An 18,018-nucleotide genomic window follows, 5' to 3' on the forward strand; every position below is an offset into this window, starting at 1 on the left:
CTGCGCGGCCTCCGGCATCCCCTAGATATGACTCACAACACCACCACCCATTCCAGAATCGAGCGCTCCATGCAGCGACGTGCCGAGACGATCAAGGACCGCGAGGCTACCGAGCAGGCGATCCTCGAACACGCTGAACAGATGAACCGGCTCATCCGGCTCGACAACGAGTTGCGCCGCCTGGGCGGGTTCCGCGTGAAGCGCGGCAAAGATCTGATCGAGATCTCCCGCGTTGACGACCGTCTGACCTTGTGGTTCCTCGGAGCCTTGGCGGTGTGTGCTGCAGCAGCCCTTTGGATTCTGAACGGAGAGATAAGTGGCGCTGCTGTAATCACGTTGCTGATCGGTCTTGCCTTCCTGACGATCGCGAGTTGCAGGTCCCGGCGCCTCAGTCGCGTGACCCTGCGCTGCGAAAATGCCAATCTTCGCCATATTCATGTTCCACATTTCGAGTTCGAGCGGTGGCGGGCGCGTGACGCGGTGTGGGGCGACTTTGTTCGCATCGGTGAAGTGGAGCACGAAAAGCTGCCGTCGGTCGCAAGGCAGCTGGTGGCCGCGGTGCGCCGCCGGCGGTCGCGTTCTACCGGTCTGAGCGCGGCGGATTCGATGGTGGCGCAGCTGCAGGATCGTCGTGCGCAGCGGATGAGGGAGCGCCGTGATGCGTGAGCGGGGAGAGCGGCCGAAGGAGTCGTTGGCGCCGTCTGCGGGTCCTGCGAAGCCGGGCTATGAGCCTCCGATCAACTGGTGGCGGCTGGACGCGGAAGAGCGCACCGAAATCTTGGAAGTGTTGGTTTCGTGGGTGCCCGAGTTATGTCGCCGGTATGGGCTCACGGATGCGATCATTCCTCCCTGCTGGTACCGCCACGAACCGTTGATTCAGGAGCTGCTGGCGTTCTACCAGTACCGAAACCAGATGCAGTTCCTGGAGTCAGCGCCGCCGAACGCGCCGTTGGATGTGCACTACCAGTTGCAACTATTGCTTGGTCGGCTCCGGTCGTGGGTTTCGCAGTCGGGCTGCAACGCTGCGGAGCACATGGATACGCCGGTGCAGCCGTGGGTGGCCGAAGACGACGCTCGAGCAGCAACGTGGGAAGTCGAAGCGTTCCAGTACCTGGAGAAGGCTCTAGAGATGTGGACGAAGGAAGAGGCGGAGTGATGGTGAAGAGCTGGTGGATGTCGATGCCTGCGGGTCGTCGACGCTTGGTGATGGTGGTTGCGGCGCTGCTGGTGATTATCTCGGTTGCCGCGTCGATCAGTTGGGTGACGTCTTTCGGCGGTGACGATCAAGCGCGCGTGGAATCGGAGGCAGGGAAACCGGGGCAGCCGTCGTCTGCACTGCCAGGGACGGGTGCCCAGCCTGGAGGTGAAGAGTCGGAGGATGCTGGCTTCGAGTTCGACGTCGAGCTGGATGAGAACGGTATGGCGCTTATGCCGGTCACCACGGACCCGGCGGAGGCCGCGGCGGGGGCGGCTGCGGTGGCGTTCTCGGTGGAGTTTTCGAAGCTCACCCGGCAGGAGTTCCTCGATACGGCGATCGCGCGCATGACGCAGCCGTCGCCGGATTACATCGGGCCGGAAGGTCAGATCCACACCCTTATTGAGTCGCAGCCGTTCGAGGAGACGCAGCGCTACTACTGGCCGCCTTCGCAGGTGATGCAGCAGCAGGTTGCTGCGTGGGCGATGCAGGACAACCCAGAGCGGTACACGTGGTGGTATCTGGCGAATGGGGGCGTGTACGACAACTTCACTTTGCTCCCGGATCACTACTGGAAGGCGCAGCCGAAGCATGTGGTGGGCGAAGCTGAGATGGCTGAGATTGATCCGTCGGTGCTGCCGATGTTCAAGGACGCGACGGACATGCAGCCGGATACGCCGGGGGCGACACTCACCCACTGGTGGGTGCTGTCTGATGTGGAGAACTCTCAGGTGGGTACCGCGTCTGCGAGCCCGCTGCATCCGGCCCATTTCGCGGTCTGGTGCGATGCGCCGGCGGACGGTGGGGTGTGCGGGGTGGCGTACACGCTCGACAGCGATTTCCCGGTGACATGGCCGCGCCGCTGATTGCGAAGGCTCTCGCGGCGAAGGCGTCTCGCCGTGCGGTGATGCGCTCTGCCGGTGTGGGGGTTGTGGGTGCGTTGTTCGCGATCGCGGGAACCGGTGCCGCCACGGCGACGCTCGCGGCCGTCCTGGGCGGGGGCGATGATCTGGAGCTCGGCCCGCCGTCGGCGGATGATGGGCCGGTCGGGGCGAACGGGTGGGCGTGGCCGTCGGCTCAGCGCGGGATCGCGCAGGGCTTTCACGACGGGTTCAGCATCGACCTGGTCACAGCTGACGGTGGCCCCTTGTACGCGCCCTTCGCGGGCGTGGTCGTGAAGGCCGGCGGCGATGGTGGGCCGGTGCCTGGAGTGTGCCGGGTGATTCCGTCGTGGTGGCGGGGTGAGAACTCCACGGTCATCATCCAGCACAACTACAACGGGCGTACGCTCTACAGCTCGCACAACCACATCCGGCCGGGGTCTCCTGCGTCGCTCGGAATCATGGAGGGGGTCGCGGTCCGTGCGGGGCAGACGGTGGCGCTGTCGGGGATGAGTGGGTGCACGAGCGGCCCGCACACGCATTTCACGCTCGCGTCAACGAATCGGAACTACAACCCGGATGTGAACCCGTTCCTGTTCATCGGGAATCCCTGAACTCTCTGCGTCCGCATCTGAGGGCGGGGTCGACCCATCGGGTCGACCCCGCCCTTTCTGATTGTCGGGTGCGCGGGGTGTGCCTTCGTGCAGGTGACAGAACGTCACCTCATGAAAGGACTTCACACCATGCCTGATATCAGTCCCGATTTTTCGGCACCAGGAACGGCCGGCCTCACCCAGATCCTGTCCTGGGTACTGGGAATCTCGCTGATGGTCACGTTCCTCGCGCTGGTCTTCTGCTTCGTGGCCCTGGCCTTCAAGGGGTTCGGAAACCAGGGCATCCAGAATGCCGCGTCGAAGTCGGTGCTGTGGGTTGCCGCGGGGGTGACCGCGCTGGGCGGCATCTCGGGGATCTTCCAGTTCCTCGTGGGCTTCGACTGGGGGATCTAAGCGATGATTCTCCGGGCTGAAGACAAGCTCGTCGACTTCAAATGCTCGTTCGGGGATCTGCTCTGCGCCTCGTACGAACAGCAGGCGAACTGGGCGGCCGACGCCACCAACTGGCTTGCCGGTGTGGCGCTCGGCGGGCAGGGCTTCAGCCCGGAAAGCAGCCTGTGGACGGCCGCGACTGGTGAGGCCGGTCAGTGGCTGGGCATGGCGATCATCGTCATGGCGATCACCTTCACCGTGGGGATTGCCGGCGGATCGTTGATGCAACGCCCCGACACGATCAAACGCACCCTTCTCGCGACATTCGCATCACTGCCCGCGTTCTACTTCTCGTACTTCTTCATCGGCGAAGGCCTCAAAGCCATTGACGACTTCTCAGACGGGATCCTGGCCCGTCTGACCGGTGCCGAGGGTTTCGGGCAGATGATCGAATCGCTGTTCCAGGCCGAGGCTTCCTATGGTTCAGGGATGGCTCTGGTGGCGCCGCCGATTGGCCGGATGCTGGTGACGATCGTCATCATGGCGATCGCGATGCTCTTCATCGCCGTCGCTATGGCATTCCGCGATTTCGTGCTGATGATCCTGATTGCGTTCGGCCCGCTCGCATTTGCCCTGATGCCGGCGCGTGGCGCGAAAGACGAGTGGTTCAGGCGCTGGTTGAGTGCAGTGGCTGCGATGGCGCTCGCCCGCCCGCTGATTCTCGGCACGGTCGCCTTGGTCATGGCCGGGTTCCGCGACACGGAGACGATCTGGTCGAGTGCCGGTCTGTCGTTGGCGATTGGGTTCGTGATTAGTGCATTCATGCCGGTGCTCGCATACGGGTTCTTCCAGTGGATGGGCGCCGGCGGCGGTGGCGATGATATTGGTCAGCGTGCGGCAGGCCAGTCGTCTCAGAAAACGCAGCAGGTCATCTCCTCGGTGACTCGCCGCATCCCGAAGGGTGGCGGTGGTGGTCGGGGCGCAGCCCCCAGCGCCGCTCCCCGGCAGTCGGCCAACTCGAATGGGTCGTCCAAGACTCCGAAGGGGGACGGTGGCGGCGGGAAGTCGGCCCAGTCTCGACCTGGTGAAGGCCCCGCTTCGACGGGTCGCCTGGAGGGGGGGAAGCCTGGGAAGACTGGGAAGCCGTCCACTCCGTCTCAGGGCACGCGTGAGGCGCCGGCGACGCCGAAGCCGTCATCGACGCCGAAGCCGCCGCCGCGGCCGAGTGAGCGGCCGGCACCGCAGGTTCCGCGGGAGCCGCGACGATGACCTCCACGGTGAAGTTCTCCCGCCTCCCCACGCAGGGCGTGGTGAACGGGATCGACGGGGCGGGCTTTGTCGCGTTGGCGGTTGCCGTGCTGATCGGTGCGGTCTCCGTGATCGGCGAGGGACTGTTGGGGCTGCTGAGCACTATCGCGCTGTGGGCGCCGCTGGCCGCGTTGGGGCTGCTGCGCCGGCATGGGCAGTCACTGATCACACATGTACTTCGAGAGGTGGGAGGAATCTTGCGCAAGATGATGGGCGCTACGACGTATCGGGCTCGCCCCGAGAAGAAGAAGATCACGCCGACATCGGCGATGGATTTGCCGGGCCGGGAGGGACGCATCCACCTGTACGAGACTGAGCGTGGCGAGGTCGTGGTGTGGGACGCGAGCAAGGCGACAGCGACCGTGTGTTGCGTGGTCGCGACCTATGGGCTCGGGATGCCTCAGTCAGACGCCCCGTCGACCCTGTCGGAGGAAGACCGTGAGGGGCTGATCTATGACTGGTCGAAGGTGCTGGGCAGTTTCACGCAGAAGGAGCACATCACCCGGATCGCGCTGCTGGAACAGGTGCGGCCGGGAACGATTGCCCTGGAGCGCAAGTATTTCGAGGAGCGGTCGCGGAATCTGATTGGTGGCGTGAGCGAGTCCTACCAGGAGGCGTTGGAGCTCGCGGATGAGTCGGTCGTGCGGCACACCTCGGTGATCTCGATCACGTTCAAGCTGACGGGTGAGGTGAAAGCGCTCGTGAAGAGCGAGCGCAGCGAGAAGGCGGGCATGTTGAAGGTTGCCGAGTTGGAGATCGCGACGACCACTGATGCGCTCTACAACGCCGCCTTCACCCGCACCGTGTGGATGAACGCACGCGAGTGGGCGGCGTGGGGGCGGTCTCTGATCGACCCGGTGTCGCAAGCCGGTGTGGATGCTCGCATCGGCGGCATGTGGGAGGGGGTGGACCCGCAATCGGCTGCGCCGATGCTGATCGACGAGCATCGCACCGTGGTGGAGACCGATTCGGCCTGGCATCGTACGTATTGGATTCAGGAGTGGCCCCGGTATGAGACGTACCCGGGGTTCATGTCTCGCCTGATCCAATCACGCCAGCAGTCCGGGAAGCCGGTGCGGCAGACGTTCATGCTCGTCGGTGAGCCGGTCCAGATCGGTGCCGCGATGAAGAAGATCGACGAGCAGAAGCGCACCTGGATCACGAACGATGGGATCCGGCAGAAATCAGGCCGGCCTACCTCGAAGAGTGACGAGGCTGACTGGGTGGCGCTGGAGCAGCAGGAAGCGGACCTGGTTGCCGGTCAAGGCGAATTGCGGTTCTCCGCCTATCTCACGGTTACGGCAACTTCGCCGGACACGCTCGAGCAGGAGGCCGCGTCGATCCGTAACGCGTGTTCCGCGACGGGGTTGGAGCCGCGGTCGATGCCGTGGCAGCAGGCGGAAGCGCTGATGAACGTCGCGTACCCGTGCGGTCTGGGAATGCAGTAAGGCCGAGGGGGAATCACCGTGGCGAAGAAACTGCTCACGCTCGAAGAGTCCGGGCTGAGCCGCAAAGAACGCAGGGCGCTGCAGAGGATCTATTCTGGGGCGCTGCGCGAAGACGAGCAGCAGGCGAAAGAGGAGATCGAGAAGCTTCCGGTGCTGAGCCCGATGCAGTACCGGCCGGGGTTCTGGTCGTTCCCGATTCGGCGGCCGTGGCATCGTGCGACTGGGCATCAGATCGCCGCGGCGAACACGTTCTCGGCCGCCGACGTGCATGATGCGGCTGGCCCGATCATCGGGATCGACAGGAACAGTGGGCGCCCGTTCACGTTCGACCCGTACGAGCTGTACCTGCTCGGACTCGTGGCGTCCCCGAACCTGCTCATCCAAGGGTCGCTTCGTCAGGGGAAGTCGTTCTTCATCAAGCGCCTGCTGGCGCTGCTGGTGGAGTTCGGCCGGTACGCGATCAACACGTCTGACTCGAAGGGTGAGCACGGTGTGGTCGCGGAAGCGATCGGCGGGCACGTGTTCAAGATGGGCGTGTTCGGGTCGGAGATTCGACTGAACCCACTCGAAGCACCCGAACGGCGTGCCGGTGAACTGGAGCGGGACTATCTGGCCCGGGTGCGTGCGGCGCGGGTTTCAGTTCTGCAGCAGATTGCGAGCCTTCTCACTCCCGGGGGCCGGGCGCTCATCGCACGTGAGATGACGATCCTCGAATGGGCGCTTGAGGAAGTCGAAAAGACCAGCGGGGGCCGGCCCACGGTGCGCGCCGTGTGGGAGACGATCGCTTCCCCCGCGCTGCTGACCGCGCAGGACGGGTACTTCCAGCCCACCGATGCGAACGATCTGCGGGACGGGTTGCGGCGCCTGGTGCACGGCGATCTGGGCGGCATGTTCGACATGGACTCCTCGATCGCACTCGACCCGGACTCCCCGTACACGGTGATCGACACTTTCGCGATCGGGCAGCGCGGCGACCAGGCTCTCGCGGTCACGCAAGCAGTTACGAACGCGTGGGTGTTCAACACGATCTCCAACAAGCAGGCGCACCGTCAGTACCTCCTCATCCGTGAGGAGGGGTGGGCGGACATGCGAACCCGGCCGGCGCTGGAGGCGCAGCTCAGGCAGTTGAAGCTGTCGGGCGAGTACGGCGTCCTGATGGTGCTGATCGTCCATGAGGGTGGCGACTTCGACGCGGTCGGGCCGGAAGGCTCCCAGGAGCGTGAGCTCGCGAAGAGCCTGCTCCGCGGGTACGCGAACCGGATCTCGTTCTGGCAGAACGAGGAAACACTCGACGACGCGATCGCCCGGAAGATGTTCACGAAAGCTGAGGCGGCCGCGATCGGTGGTCTGAGCCGTGGGCAGTTCCTCGTGAAGATGAAGTCCGGTTCGTATGTCGTCGACGGAAATCCGACGTCGACGCAGTGGGAAAAAGCCTTGTTCGACACGGACAAGCAGATGCGTGAGCGCGAGCGTGAGCTCGCGGAGGAGATGAGTGCGGCATGAGCGGAATCAGAGACCTGTACCGGGACTTCCGGCACGGTTTGAACACCACGCCGGGGCCTGAGGATCCCGCGTTCTCGGAGCTGTGGAAGCTGTACATGGATGTGACCGGTCTCGTCAGCGTGCGGCTCACCGAACCCGGTATGGGGAGCGAGTTCGGCGGCGCTGACCGGGTGCAGGTGTACCTCGCGTGGTCCGAGCAGACGACGAAACTCTGCGAGGAGATGCCGCTGCGTGTCCCCTCGCCCGCGGTGCGGGCGGTGAAGGCAGCCGGCCGATACCTCGAGCGCACCCCGCATGTGGAGGAACTGGGCGAGTTCCTCAGCCTGAGCGCACCCATTGCCGCGGATCTCGGAGAATACGCCGCGCACGGGCTGGGTCGCCACGCGCGCCCCGTCGTCGACGAGCTGTCGTTCGTCGCTCGGGCCGGCACTCTCATGTACGAGTCGATCGCACGGGCAGTTCCGGGCGTGGAGGTGATGGTCTGATGGTGCCGAAGCTGAAATGGTCGACCTTGCCGTGGCAGGCCGCCCTCGCTGCGATCCTCATCGCAGCCGGCGGCCTGGTAGCACTCCCGCAGTTGTTCGCTATCGCGTTCACCAACCCGGCTGAGTTCTCAGACCGTTCGATCTCGATGCCCGAACTCGTGGGGTTGTGGGGGCAGCCTGACCCCACAGTGGTGACGGGCGCGAGCGTGCCCGGGTTCATCCACTGGGCGCTGGTTGGACTGTTCCTCCTGGCCGCCGCCGCCCTGGGCATCCTTGTCGGGGTCGTGGTCCACCGGCACCGGAAGGATCCGCAGCGGAAGGAAGGGCTCGCCCCGCTGACCGATGTGAACCGTGAGCTCAGCGAGAAGCAGCTCGTGAAGGTGCGCGGCCCGAACCTGCGCCCCATGATCGACCGGAACCACCTGCGACCCTCTGACTGCGGGTACCGGGTGGGGTCGTTCTGGGGCATCGACCTGTGGCTCAGGGTGGAGGATCCCACGATCGTGATCGGCCCGTCCCGGTCGGGCAAGGGCTGGTTCCTGATCCTGAACTGGATCCTGTCGGCGCCGGGCGCGCTCATCACGACGTCGTCGAAGATGGACAACGCGCAGATGACGATGCTCGAACGCGAACGCATGGGATCGAAGTGCTGGGTGCTCGCCCCGGGCATCGAAGGCGGGGAAGATCTCGGCCGCGTGATCCGCTGGGATCCGGTCGCCGGCTGCGTCGACGAGAGCGTGTTGATCCGCCGAGTCCGTTCCCTGATCCCTTCAGACTCGTTCTCCGGGTCGACGTCGAACGGCGGCCACTGGGACACCCTCGGTCAGCAGCTCGCCGCGCACCTGTTCCACGCAGCCGCCTGCATGGAGGTGGGTGTGGACAAGATCTGGGATTGGGTGTCGAACCCGCAGCGCGCCCTGGAAGCGGTGCGCGCGATCCGTGAGCACCCGGACGGACTGTTGGAGCACGCCCGACATCTGGAGTCGGTCATCAATACGCCGCCTGAGCAGCGCACGAGCCAGTGGGGTGTGCTCCCCACGGTGCTCGCGTTCCTCGAGTCGCGCTCCGCCCGGAAGTGGCTGATGCCCGAGACGGGTAAGGGGTTTGATCCGGTGGCTTTCGTGCTCGAGAAGCAGACGCTCTACATGGTGGGCGATAAGCAGACCACGGGCGGGTACACCCGCATCATCGACGGCCTGCTGGCAGAACTCGACTACGTCACGAAAGGCCTCGCGGACGCCTCCCCCGGTGGCCGGGTCGACCCGCCGGTGAGCTACATCCTCGACGAGCTCGGCAACTTCGAGTACCAGGGCCTCTACGAGATCGTCACCGCCGGCGGAGGCCGCGGCCGCGTCGTGGTGGCGGTGTTCCAGTCGAAGGAGCAGCTGGCCCAGTGGGGTGCTGAGAACGCGAAAACGATGTGGGATGCGGCGGTCGCGAAGATCGTCCTCCCCGGTGGCAGCGACGAGGAAGAGCTGCGGAAGCTCTCGAACCTCATCGGTGAACTCTGGACGCGCCGCGAGTCCCATTCCTGGGGTGGCGGGCCGGCCTCGATTCAGGTCAGTGAGGAGAAGCGATCGATCCTGGAACCGAGCGAGATCCGTGAGATGGTTGGCGGGTACGCGCTGCTGTTCTACCGCAACCTGAAACCGGTGATCCCGAAGCTCTCCCCGTTCAACGAGAACCCCGCATTCGCGCGCTGCAACGAGGACAAGGTGACGCTCGCGAACCGGATGCGGGAAGCTTCACCATTCGCGGAGCGACTCAGCGCCGTCACCCATCCGGATGTCAACGCTGAGCGCCGGAAAGCGCGACGCGGGGTCCGGGATCATGCGTGAGCTGAGTCCCTGGGCGATCCGCTCCGGCCGGAGGGACGCCTGGCGGGCGTTCTACGACGGATACATGAAGTCCCCCGAGTGGTTCCGCCGGCGGGAGGCGTGGGCGCTGGAGGAGGCCGCACGGCTCCGCACTGACAGCCTGTGGTGCGCGGGCGGGTGCGGGACGGAGTGGACAGTGCGCTGCGGCGATCTCCACCACAACACCTACGTGCGCCTCGGAGAAGAGGCGCACGAGGATCTATGGGCGTTGTGCCGGCAGTGCCACGACCGGTTACACGAGCTGATCGAATCATCCCGGTCATGGCGGCGTCTCCCCCGCGAGCTCGCGAACCACCACGCCCTGGCCGTGGTGCGGGCAGAGCACGCCGGACCGGCGCCGACTCGGCGTGCTCGGTCGCTGCGCGACTACCTCTGACCGGTAGCGGGTGCGCGCGATCCCACTTCGAGTGGTGAGAGGCTGAGCGGTTCGGCCTCCTACAGAAAGAAGGCTGAATCATGACCCGATTGAACGCAGACCTGGTCAAGGACTTCAAGTTCCTGGAGGAGTGCCGAGCAGGGCTCGAAGCGATCCCGGAACAGCTCGGGCGCGACACCTACCTCGAGCTCCACGACCACCTGGTGAAGACCGGTGTAGAGAGTGCCAAGTTCCGTTCGTTGATGGAACGAGAGGAACCGAACGGTTTCGAGCCCGAGGACTTCGCGATCCCGCTCTACCTCGACAAGGTATACGAGACGGGATGGGACAGGTTGAACGCCTCCGATGATGATGGCACCCAGCCGTGGAACCAGCATTGGACGGATGCACTCGAAAGAGGTAGGGATGATGCCGCAGACTTCGCTCGCCTCACTGACCTCGCGAAGGAGCGAGGGATCTCACCGACCGCAACGTTCACCAACAGCTATCAGCTCGCGGGTCAGCGCTTGAAGGAGATGATGCACGACCGTGCACACGAGGTGCTGAATAACATCGACGCGCAGCAGGTGAACTACATCATGAGAGACCATTCTGATGATCCGATCAAGGTCCGCAGTGAGGTGGAATCCGTTCTGGCTGGGTCCGGCGCGTCGGAGGCAGATCAGGCGTATCTGCTCAGCGTCGTGAACGAGTACGACGCCCCTGGCAGTGCCCTGACTCGTGAACAGGCCAACGCTGAGTACCCGGCCCCGGCATGGCCGCAGGCTCAGACGCCCCACCTGGATGCCTCACACCAAGCGCCGTCGATGTCGATGTAGCCCTCTGAGGCTGAGCGAAGCGGGGCCGCACCCGGTTGGGTGCGGCCCCGCTTTCGTGTGTGAGGTGCGCGGGGGTGGTGTTCGTGGGGTGAGGTGGACGAAGTGGTCGCCCGCCCGAGATGGAACGGAGCATCATCATGGAACTGATCAAGGCGAACCTGGGCAAAATGGCGGAAGGCCGCTACTTCGAGGCCACCGATGACAAGCAGCAGGCGTTCTACGTCGACGTCGTCGACCAGAAGCGTGTGCAGGATCCCGGAACCGGCCAGTGGAGCGATGGCAAGGCTATCTGGTACCAGGCGAAGTTCTCCGGTCGTGATGCGGACTGGGTGCGTGACACGCTGCAGAACGGCGACCCGCTGCTGCTGTGGGGCACGACTCGGAATCGGACCAAAGAGGTCGACGGGAAGAAGTACGACTCGATCGACCTGTTCGTCGACGCGGTCTCGGTCAACCCGCGCAAGCGGGAGTTCACGATCGACCGCACTCCGCGCGCGAGCCGCGACGTGCAGCAGACCGCCACCCAGGAGGCGTCGCAGGATGTCGATGCGGAGGCCGACCTGGAGCGGGCCGCGCAGTACCGACAGATGTTCGGTACTCGGCTGGGTGAGGTGTTCGAGCAGCGCCACATCGACGAGCAGACCGGGAACATGCTGCTGGCGGTCTGGGACGACACCAACACGCCGCCGGAGGACAAGCCGGGCCAGGTGCGCGAGATCGTCGCCGAGTACGGTGCGGCGCCGGCTGTGGGCCTGTACCTCACGAGCGTGATCGACGAGCACGCCGGAACCGGACGGGCGCTCTCGCGGAACGAGGCCGCGACGCAGGCCGCACCCGCGCCGGTGCCGGATCAGGCGCAGGTGCCGCAGGATCCATGGGCGGCGGTGCAGCAGGCGCGCCACGAGGTGGCGCAGCCGGCGGCCGCGGCGCCGGCGATGTGAGGGCCGACGCATGAGCGAACAGGCGCAGCGGACGCTTCCCGAACAGCTCGACTACCTCGAATTCACCGATCGCACGGAGGAGCTGGTGAAGGCAGGGCGACTGGACCGTGAAGCGGTGCGCACCCTCGCGGCGATGGCTGACGAGTCCCGCTCACAGGAAGAGTTCCTGGCGCGGCTTCGCACCGGCGGCCCGCGCATGATGGGCGCGACCGAGTACCGATACCTGGTGACCACGCTCGTAACGCCGGAGGGGCAACGCCCCGACACATGGGAGGAATCCGCGGTGTACGTCCGGGCGTTCGGAGCGGACCCGTACGCGACGCTCACCATCGAACGGCAGCAGCAGATGGAGCAGGACCGGCAGCTGCTCGCGGCGCCGTCGTACAGCTGACGGTCGCCGCACACAGCGGGGTCGCGCCTTCGGGTGCGGCCCCGTTTTCGTGTGCGTGGGGTGCGCGGCGGCCGGCTTCGTGGGGGTATCGGTCTGCGAAATGTCGGAGGGGGAAGCCAGAATGGCCAGGAGAAAGCAGCGCGTGCCGGACACGCAGATGGAGTTCGATCTGTGGGGCATGTTCGAGACGGTAGGAACGGAAGGGAACGATGATGATCGAACAGGAGCAGCTCGCGACGTTGCAGGAGTCGTGGCCGGTGACGGAGAGCTATTTGGAGCGGGTTGGGCAGGTGAACAACGACCTGATGGTGCTGCGGGAGCTGGCGGCGAGGGACGAGTACGAGGCGTCGCTGACGTGGCTGGATCAGCTGGGCGTTGGGGTGGAGGATCTGACCGAGATGCCCTCAGCGGTGATGGTGCTGTGGTTCCTGCACCGGAACGAGATCCGGGTGCAGAGCGCGGCGACGGTGCCGGCGTTCCGGGAGATCGACGCGGAGCACGTGGCCCGCTTCGAGGACGGGACGGAGACGTCCCCGGACGTGCTGAGCGAGGGTCCGTTCGATCTTCCGAGGGCGGACGATCAGGCGCTGTGGGCGTTGCCGGAGCTGCAGAAGAAGCTGACGGCGTGGGCGGACGAGACCGCGACGAGGCACGGCTACTCGCAGACGCCGGTGTCGTTGGCGCAGGCGGCGATCCTGCTGAACGTGTGCCGGTTCTTGGACGAGGAGCCGGAGGCGTCTCCCGGGTGGGCGGCGGAGTGTCTGCGGTCCGCACTCTCCAGCGAGTTCTTCGTGAAGGCCGCGCACCCTCAGAAGTAGAGCTTGACGAGCTGCGCCGGTTCCCTGGCTGGGGTGCGACGCCTGAGCTGTTCGATCCGCGCTCGTCGAAGTACGAGGCGGATCGTGCAGCGCTGCAGGAGCTGTGGGGTGAGGAGGAGTGGACGGCGGCCCGCCGTACGATCCTGAACGCCCACTACACGCACCCGGACTACGTCTCAGCGATGTGGGAGGCCGCTGACCGACTCGGGGTCCCCGCCACGGCGCGGGTGCTTGAGCCGGGGTGCGGGACGGGCAACTTCATCGGGCAGGCCCGCGCCGGCCATGAGGTGACGGGCATCGAGCTGGACCCGACGACGGCCGGCGTCGCCCGCCTCCTGAACCCGGGCGCGAACATCGTGAACGAGTCGTTCGGTGACACGTTCCTCCCCCATGACGGCTACGATCTCGCGATCGGCAACGTGCCGTTCGGGCAGACCAGGCTCTACGATCCGGCCTACAACGAGGCGCGCTTGTCGCTGCACAACCACTTCATCGTGAAGTCGTTGCGGCAGGTGAAGCCGGGCGGGATCGTGATGGTGATGTCGTCGCGGTGGACGATGGATGGGAAGAGCGAGCGGTCTCGCCGCGAGATCGCGAAGCACGGCGAGCTGCTGGGTGCGGTGCGGATGCCGCGCGGCGCGCACGGCGAGATCGCCGGCACCGACGCCACGATCGACGTGCTCGTGTTCCGCCGGCACCTCGGAGACGCGCCTGAGGGTGAGCCGTCGTGGCTGCGCACGGTCGACGTCGACGGCGCCGCCGGCACGGCCGCGATCAACTCCTACTTCGAGGACCACCCCGACATGGTGCTCGGAGATCTCGACACCCGTGTCGGCCAGTTCGGCCCCGAACTGTCGGTGACGGCCGCCGATCCGTCCGCCGTGGCGATCGCGCCGGCACTGGATCGGGCGCTGGGCCGCATCGTCGACGACGCGATCGCGCGCGGCCGCGTCTGGCAGGCCGAAGGACAGACGGTCACCGACCGGCCGGTCGCACGCGTGGTGCAGGATCCCGAACTGGTGATCGGGCACCTCAGCTTCGACGATGAGACGGGGCTACTCACCCAGGTGGGTGCGGACGGGCTTGAGCCGGTGAACGTGCCGAAGAACGCTGTGCGGGAGCTCATGCACCTGGTGCGGATGCGCGACGCCGCGGTGAAGCTGCTGGAAGCCGAAGCCGCGACTCGGGACGACACCCCGGCGATCGCCGAGCTGCGCCAGGCGCTCGGCACCGTGTACGACGAGTACGTCGCGAAGTACGGGCCGGTGAACCGCGTGTCGGTGACGGTGCGGGAGCGTGCGGGGAAGGATCCGAGCATCATCCGCCGCTACCCGGCCGCGGTGCGCGCGCTGCGGCAGGATCCGCACTTCGCGACCGTGGTCGCGCTCGAGCGTTACAACGAGGACACCGGTGAGGCACGCAAGGCGACGATCTTCACCGAGCGCGTCGTCGGGGCGACCTCGGAGGTGTACCAGGTCGACTCCCCCGAGGACGCGATCCGGGTATCGCTCGACCGTGTCGGCCGCGTCGACGTGCCGCTCGTTGCCGAGCTGCTCGACGTTGACGAGGCGTCCGTGCCGGACCTTCTGGGCGACCTCGTGTTCCTCGACCCCGACGATCAGGAGACGTACATTCCCGCGGCCGAGTTCCTATCGGGGAACGTGCGCCAGAAGCGGAAGGTGGTGCGTGAGCTCACGGCGGCCGACGCGACCTTCCAGCGTCACCTCGACGCGATCGAGCAGGTCATCCCCGAAGAGGTGGGGCCGGCGGAGATCGACGTGAAATTCGGTGCCGGCTGGGTGCCCGTCGACGACGTGTCGATGTTCATCGAGCACGAGCTGAAGAACGAAGTGAATGCGATCGAACGCATCGACGGGGAATGGCGGTTCCGCCTCGCCCGCGGTCCCGTAGACTCCGCCGAGGGCAAGTGGGGTGTGGAGGGCGATCACAAGTCGTTGCGCGCCACCGAGGTGTTCGACCGGGTGATGAACGGACGTTCTCTGGAGGTCACCTACCGCCCCGACAAGGACGGTCCATCGTTCGTCGACCAGGTCGCCACCGAGACGCTGCAGGAGCGTGCGGGCGAACTGCACGAGGCGTTCCAGGACTGGTTGTGGTCCGACGCGGAGCGGGTGGTGCGCCTGCAGGAGCGCTACAACGATCTCTACAACGGGATCACGCTGCGCTCCTACGATGGGGTGCAGCTGTCGTTCCCGGGGAAGGCGGCCACCTTCACGCCGCGCCCGCATCAGCACGCCGCGGTCGCACGGATGCTCGCAGAGCCGGCGACCGGCCTGTTCCACGAAGTCGGGGCAGGGAAGACCGCCGAGATGGTGCTGGGGGTGATGGAGTTGCGGCGCCTGGGCATGGTGCAGAAGCCCGCGATCATCGTCCCGAACCAGATGCTGGAGCAGTTCACTCGCGAGTTCAAGCAGATCTACCCGCGCGCGAAGGTGCTCGCCGCCGGCAGCGACGATATCGCCACGACCGCATCGAGGAACGGGCGGAAGCTGTTCGTCGCGCGCGCTCGGACGGGCGACTGGGACGCGGTGATCCTCACCCATTCAGCGTTCGAGCGCATCGGACTCGGTGCGTCCAAGAGCGTGTTCGCGCAGCAGCGGCTGGACGAGATGGAGGAGGTGTTGCGGGCGAAGCTCGACTCAGCGCTCTCTGAGAAGTCGGTGAAGCGGCTGGAGAGCCAGATCGCGACGCAGCAGGAGCGACTGAAGGAGATGATCGATCTCCCCCAGGATGAAGGGGTGTCGTGGGAGGAGACCGGGATCGACTATCTGTGCGTCGACGAGGCGCACAAGTACAAGAACCTCACGGTCATCACGAAGGTGTCGGACCTTGCGAAGAGCAAGGGCGCGAACCGTGCGACCGATCTCGATATGAAGCTCTGGTACTACCGCGAGCACCTGGGCCAGTCGCGGGTGGTGACGCTTGCGACGGCGACACCGCTGCCGAACTCGATGATCGAGATGTACGTGATGATGCGCTACCTGCGCCCGGATCTGCTGCGCGACGCGCAGGTGTACGCGGCCGACGACTGGGCGCAGCAGTTCACCGAGCAGGCGACCGCGGTGGAGGCGAAGCCGAACGGTGGTGGGTTCCAGGTGAAGACCCGCACGACGAAGTTCCGCAACGTGCCCGAGCTGCTGCGCATGTGGCATGTGCCTGGCGATGTGAAGACGCAGGCCGATCTCGCGCTTCCCGTCCCCGGGCAGGCGCTGAACAGCGATGGTAGGCCGGCGCCGGAGCTGGTGGTGGTCGCCCCGACGGAAGCGCAAGCGGCCGGCATGGCCGATCTCATCCAGCGTGGCGAAGACGTGCGTGACGGGCGGGTGGACCCCACCGAAGACAACATGCTCAAGATCACGTCGAACGGGCGTGCGCTCGCATTGGACGCTCGCCTGATGGATGAGGCCGGCCCTGCCGAACACGAACGCACGAAGATCGACGTCGTCGCAGAGCACGTGTACCGGGTCTGGGACGAGAACCACGACCGTGAGTACCTCGACGAATGGGGCGAGCTCTCCCCCAACCGGGGGGCGTTGCAGATCGTGTTCTCCGACCTTGGCACCCCCGCTGAGGGGCGTTGGGATGCCTACACGGAGCTCCGTTCGCAGCTCATTGCCCGTGGCGTGCCGGCTTCACAGGTGCGCTTCGTCCACGAAGCGAGCAACGACCAGGCGAAGGCCGAATTGTTCCAGCAGTGCCGTGACGGCCGCGTGCAGGTGCTCCTCGGGTCGACGGAGAAGATGGGCGTCGGCACGAACGTGCAAGCGCGCGCGATCGCGCTGCACCACGTCGACGCTCCGTGGCGGCCCGCCGATGTCACCCAGCGGGAGGGGCGCATCATCCGGCAGGGCAACCAGAACGACCAGGTGCGGTTGTTCCGGTACGCCACGGAAGGCTCGTTCGATTCGTACATGTGGGGCACGCTCGCACGGAAGGCGCAGTTCATCGAGCAGGTGCTCACGGGCCGGCTCGACGTGCGCGAGGTGGACAACTCGACGGAGATGGCGTTGCAGTTCGCGGAGATGCAGGCGATCGCTGCCGGCGACATGCGAATCCTCGAGGTCGCGGACCTCCGCAACGAGACGTTGAAGCTATCCCGTCAGCAGCGTGGCCACCAGCGCAAGATCGGGTCGATCGAAGCGCGCCGCGCGATGATCGAGCAGCAGTCGAAGGTGCTGGAACACGACGTGAAGGTCGTCGAAACGCTCGCGTCGAAGGTAGTCGACACACGAGGTGACGCGTTCGAGGGGCGGGTGACCCCGTCGAGCTGGGCGGAAGCGCCCCGCTATCGGGAGAGGAAGGAGTTCGGGCAGGCGTTCCGCACCCAGCTCGTACGCGCTCGCGAGCAGTTGCAGTATTTCGGCCCGCACTGCGCCGGCTACCCGGCCCCGTTGAAGTTCACCGTGGCGATCGCGGGCCTCGAATGGGACGCACAGCTCAAGTGGAACGCCAACGACAAGACCGATCCGCTCGTCGTGTTCCAGGCCGGCAGGACGATCAACGCGATGAAGTACCAGATGCTCTGGTCGCGTGCGCTCGAGGGCGAGTTGTCGATGCTGTCGCAGGGGTTCGAGTCGCGGGCACGGGCATTGCCTGACGAGCTCGCGGATCTCCGGCAGCAGCTCGCCACGTCGCAGAGTGAGGTGGTGGAGCTGCGGGAGCTGGAGTCGGAGCCGTGGCCGAAGAAGGCGGAACTCGCCGAGAAGGTACAGCGGCTTGCTGCGCTGGTGGGCGAGCTTGAAGCAGAAGCCGCGGCCGTAGCGCCGCAGCCGGAAGCAGAGCCTGCCGCCGCCCTCCACCACACCGCCGAGCAGCAGACGGTGAACGCGCCCACGATGTGAGCTGACGCAACGGCCCGGGCGGGGGCTGCGGGGGGAACCTGCCGCCCCCGTCCTCGTTCTGTTACGGGACGGTGACATGCGGGCTGGCAACATGGAGGTACCGACGACGCCGTAAGGAACCCCTGACGC

General features: G+C 65.9%; 16 protein-coding genes. All 16 read left to right on the forward strand.

From position 1 onward, the window contains the following. Positions 1–27 precede the first annotated feature (27 nt). The 16 genes from WFI54_RS11760 (at position 28) to WFI54_RS11835 (ending at position 17,889) form a co-directional block, all read left to right on the forward strand. Positions 28–666 carry a hypothetical protein gene (locus tag WFI54_RS11760; protein WP_336652983.1) on the forward strand — a complete coding sequence of 213 codons (639 nt, stop codon included), beginning with the start codon at positions 28–30 and terminating at the stop codon, positions 664–666. Then, positions 659–1,156: a hypothetical protein gene (locus tag WFI54_RS11765; protein ID WP_336652984.1), complete on the forward strand. Its 498-nt coding sequence runs from the start codon at positions 659–661 to the stop codon at positions 1,154–1,156. Before WFI54_RS11760 ends, WFI54_RS11765 begins: the two co-directional genes overlap by 8 nt. Beyond that, entirely contained in the window at positions 1,156–2,061 is a 906-nt protein-coding gene (locus tag WFI54_RS11770; protein WP_336652985.1) for a hypothetical protein, read from the forward strand. Before WFI54_RS11765 ends, WFI54_RS11770 begins: the two co-directional genes overlap by 1 nt. Continuing rightward, positions 2,046–2,690 (forward strand): M23 family metallopeptidase, encoded by a 645-nt coding sequence (locus WFI54_RS11775; RefSeq protein WP_336652986.1) that lies wholly within the window; start codon positions 2,046–2,048, stop codon positions 2,688–2,690. The genes WFI54_RS11770 and WFI54_RS11775 overlap by 16 nt, the downstream gene beginning before the upstream one ends. Positions 2,691–2,819: 129 nt before the next feature. Next, complete coding sequence (locus WFI54_RS11780; RefSeq protein ID WP_336652987.1) at positions 2,820–3,083, forward strand: hypothetical protein; 264 nt, start codon at positions 2,820–2,822, stop codon at positions 3,081–3,083. A 3-nt stretch (positions 3,084–3,086) separates the two neighbouring features. Next, positions 3,087–4,331: a hypothetical protein gene (locus tag WFI54_RS11785; protein ID WP_336652988.1), complete on the forward strand. Its 1,245-nt coding sequence runs from the start codon at positions 3,087–3,089 to the stop codon at positions 4,329–4,331. Further along, on the forward strand, positions 4,328–5,818 hold the full coding sequence (locus WFI54_RS11790) for an SCO6880 family protein (protein WP_336652989.1): 1,491 nt from the start codon (positions 4,328–4,330) through the stop codon (positions 5,816–5,818). The genes WFI54_RS11785 and WFI54_RS11790 overlap by 4 nt, the downstream gene beginning before the upstream one ends. A gap of 18 nt (positions 5,819–5,836) precedes the next feature. Next, complete coding sequence (locus tag WFI54_RS11795; RefSeq protein ID WP_336652990.1) at positions 5,837–7,321, forward strand: hypothetical protein; 1,485 nt, start codon at positions 5,837–5,839, stop codon at positions 7,319–7,321. Then, a complete protein-coding gene (locus WFI54_RS11800) occupies positions 7,318–7,806 on the forward strand; it encodes a hypothetical protein (RefSeq protein WP_336652991.1) in 489 nt (162 codons plus the stop codon). The genes WFI54_RS11795 and WFI54_RS11800 overlap by 4 nt, the downstream gene beginning before the upstream one ends. Further along, positions 7,806–9,644, forward strand: a complete 1,839-nt coding sequence (locus WFI54_RS11805) for a type IV secretory system conjugative DNA transfer family protein (RefSeq protein ID WP_336652992.1) — start codon at positions 7,806–7,808, stop codon at positions 9,642–9,644. The genes WFI54_RS11800 and WFI54_RS11805 overlap by 1 nt, the downstream gene beginning before the upstream one ends. Next, positions 9,637–10,059, forward strand: a complete 423-nt coding sequence (locus WFI54_RS11810; RefSeq protein WP_336652993.1) for a hypothetical protein — start codon at positions 9,637–9,639, stop codon at positions 10,057–10,059. The genes WFI54_RS11805 and WFI54_RS11810 overlap by 8 nt, the downstream gene beginning before the upstream one ends. An 80-nt stretch (positions 10,060–10,139) precedes the next feature. Further along, positions 10,140–10,877: a hypothetical protein gene (locus WFI54_RS11815; protein ID WP_336652994.1), complete on the forward strand. Its 738-nt coding sequence runs from the start codon at positions 10,140–10,142 to the stop codon at positions 10,875–10,877. Between the two features lie 137 nt (positions 10,878–11,014). Further along, positions 11,015–11,818, forward strand: a complete 804-nt coding sequence (locus tag WFI54_RS11820) for a hypothetical protein (protein ID WP_336652995.1) — start codon at positions 11,015–11,017, stop codon at positions 11,816–11,818. Positions 11,819–11,828: 10 nt separating this feature from the next. Beyond that, complete coding sequence (locus tag WFI54_RS11825) at positions 11,829–12,209, forward strand: hypothetical protein (protein WP_336652996.1); 381 nt, start codon at positions 11,829–11,831, stop codon at positions 12,207–12,209. Positions 12,210–12,421: 212 nt separating this feature from the next. Further along, the gene (locus tag WFI54_RS11830; protein ID WP_336652997.1) at positions 12,422–13,027 is read left to right on the forward strand and encodes a hypothetical protein; all 606 of its coding nucleotides are present in this window, start codon (positions 12,422–12,424) and stop codon (positions 13,025–13,027) included. After that, entirely contained in the window at positions 12,967–17,889 is a 4,923-nt protein-coding gene (locus WFI54_RS11835; protein ID WP_336652998.1) for a helicase-related protein, read from the forward strand. Before WFI54_RS11830 ends, WFI54_RS11835 begins: the two co-directional genes overlap by 61 nt. The last annotated feature ends 129 nt before the right edge of the window (positions 17,890–18,018 follow it).

Origin of the sequence: Leucobacter sp. MMO-125 (genome assembly GCF_037148395.1) — a bacterium.
GTDB lineage: Bacteria > Actinomycetota > Actinomycetes > Actinomycetales > Microbacteriaceae > Leucobacter.

Bases quoted from the DNA above. Each gene is read 5' to 3' on its own strand.
- WFI54_RS11785 (WP_336652988.1), top strand. From the start codon at position 3,087: ATGATTCTCCGGGCTGAAGACAAGCTCGTCGACTTCAAATGCTCGTTC.
- WFI54_RS11775 (WP_336652986.1), top strand. From the start codon at position 2,046: ATGGCCGCGCCGCTGATTGCGAAGGCTCTCGCGGCGAAGGCGTCTCGC.
- WFI54_RS11780 (WP_336652987.1), top strand. From the start codon at position 2,820: ATGCCTGATATCAGTCCCGATTTTTCGGCACCAGGAACGGCCGGCCTC.
- WFI54_RS11820 (WP_336652995.1), top strand. From the start codon at position 11,015: ATGGAACTGATCAAGGCGAACCTGGGCAAAATGGCGGAAGGCCGCTAC.
- WFI54_RS11800 (WP_336652991.1), top strand. From the start codon at position 7,318: ATGAGCGGAATCAGAGACCTGTACCGGGACTTCCGGCACGGTTTGAAC.
- WFI54_RS11790 (WP_336652989.1), top strand. From the start codon at position 4,328: ATGACCTCCACGGTGAAGTTCTCCCGCCTCCCCACGCAGGGCGTGGTG.
- WFI54_RS11760 (WP_336652983.1), top strand. From the start codon at position 28: ATGACTCACAACACCACCACCCATTCCAGAATCGAGCGCTCCATGCAG.
- WFI54_RS11815 (WP_336652994.1), top strand. From the start codon at position 10,140: ATGACCCGATTGAACGCAGACCTGGTCAAGGACTTCAAGTTCCTGGAG.
- WFI54_RS11830 (WP_336652997.1), top strand. From the start codon at position 12,422: ATGATCGAACAGGAGCAGCTCGCGACGTTGCAGGAGTCGTGGCCGGTG.
- WFI54_RS11805 (WP_336652992.1), top strand. From the start codon at position 7,806: ATGGTGCCGAAGCTGAAATGGTCGACCTTGCCGTGGCAGGCCGCCCTC.
- WFI54_RS11810 (WP_336652993.1), top strand. From the start codon at position 9,637: ATGCGTGAGCTGAGTCCCTGGGCGATCCGCTCCGGCCGGAGGGACGCC.
- WFI54_RS11770 (WP_336652985.1), top strand. From the start codon at position 1,156: ATGGTGAAGAGCTGGTGGATGTCGATGCCTGCGGGTCGTCGACGCTTG.
- WFI54_RS11825 (WP_336652996.1), top strand. From the start codon at position 11,829: ATGAGCGAACAGGCGCAGCGGACGCTTCCCGAACAGCTCGACTACCTC.
- WFI54_RS11765 (WP_336652984.1), top strand. From the start codon at position 659: ATGCGTGAGCGGGGAGAGCGGCCGAAGGAGTCGTTGGCGCCGTCTGCG.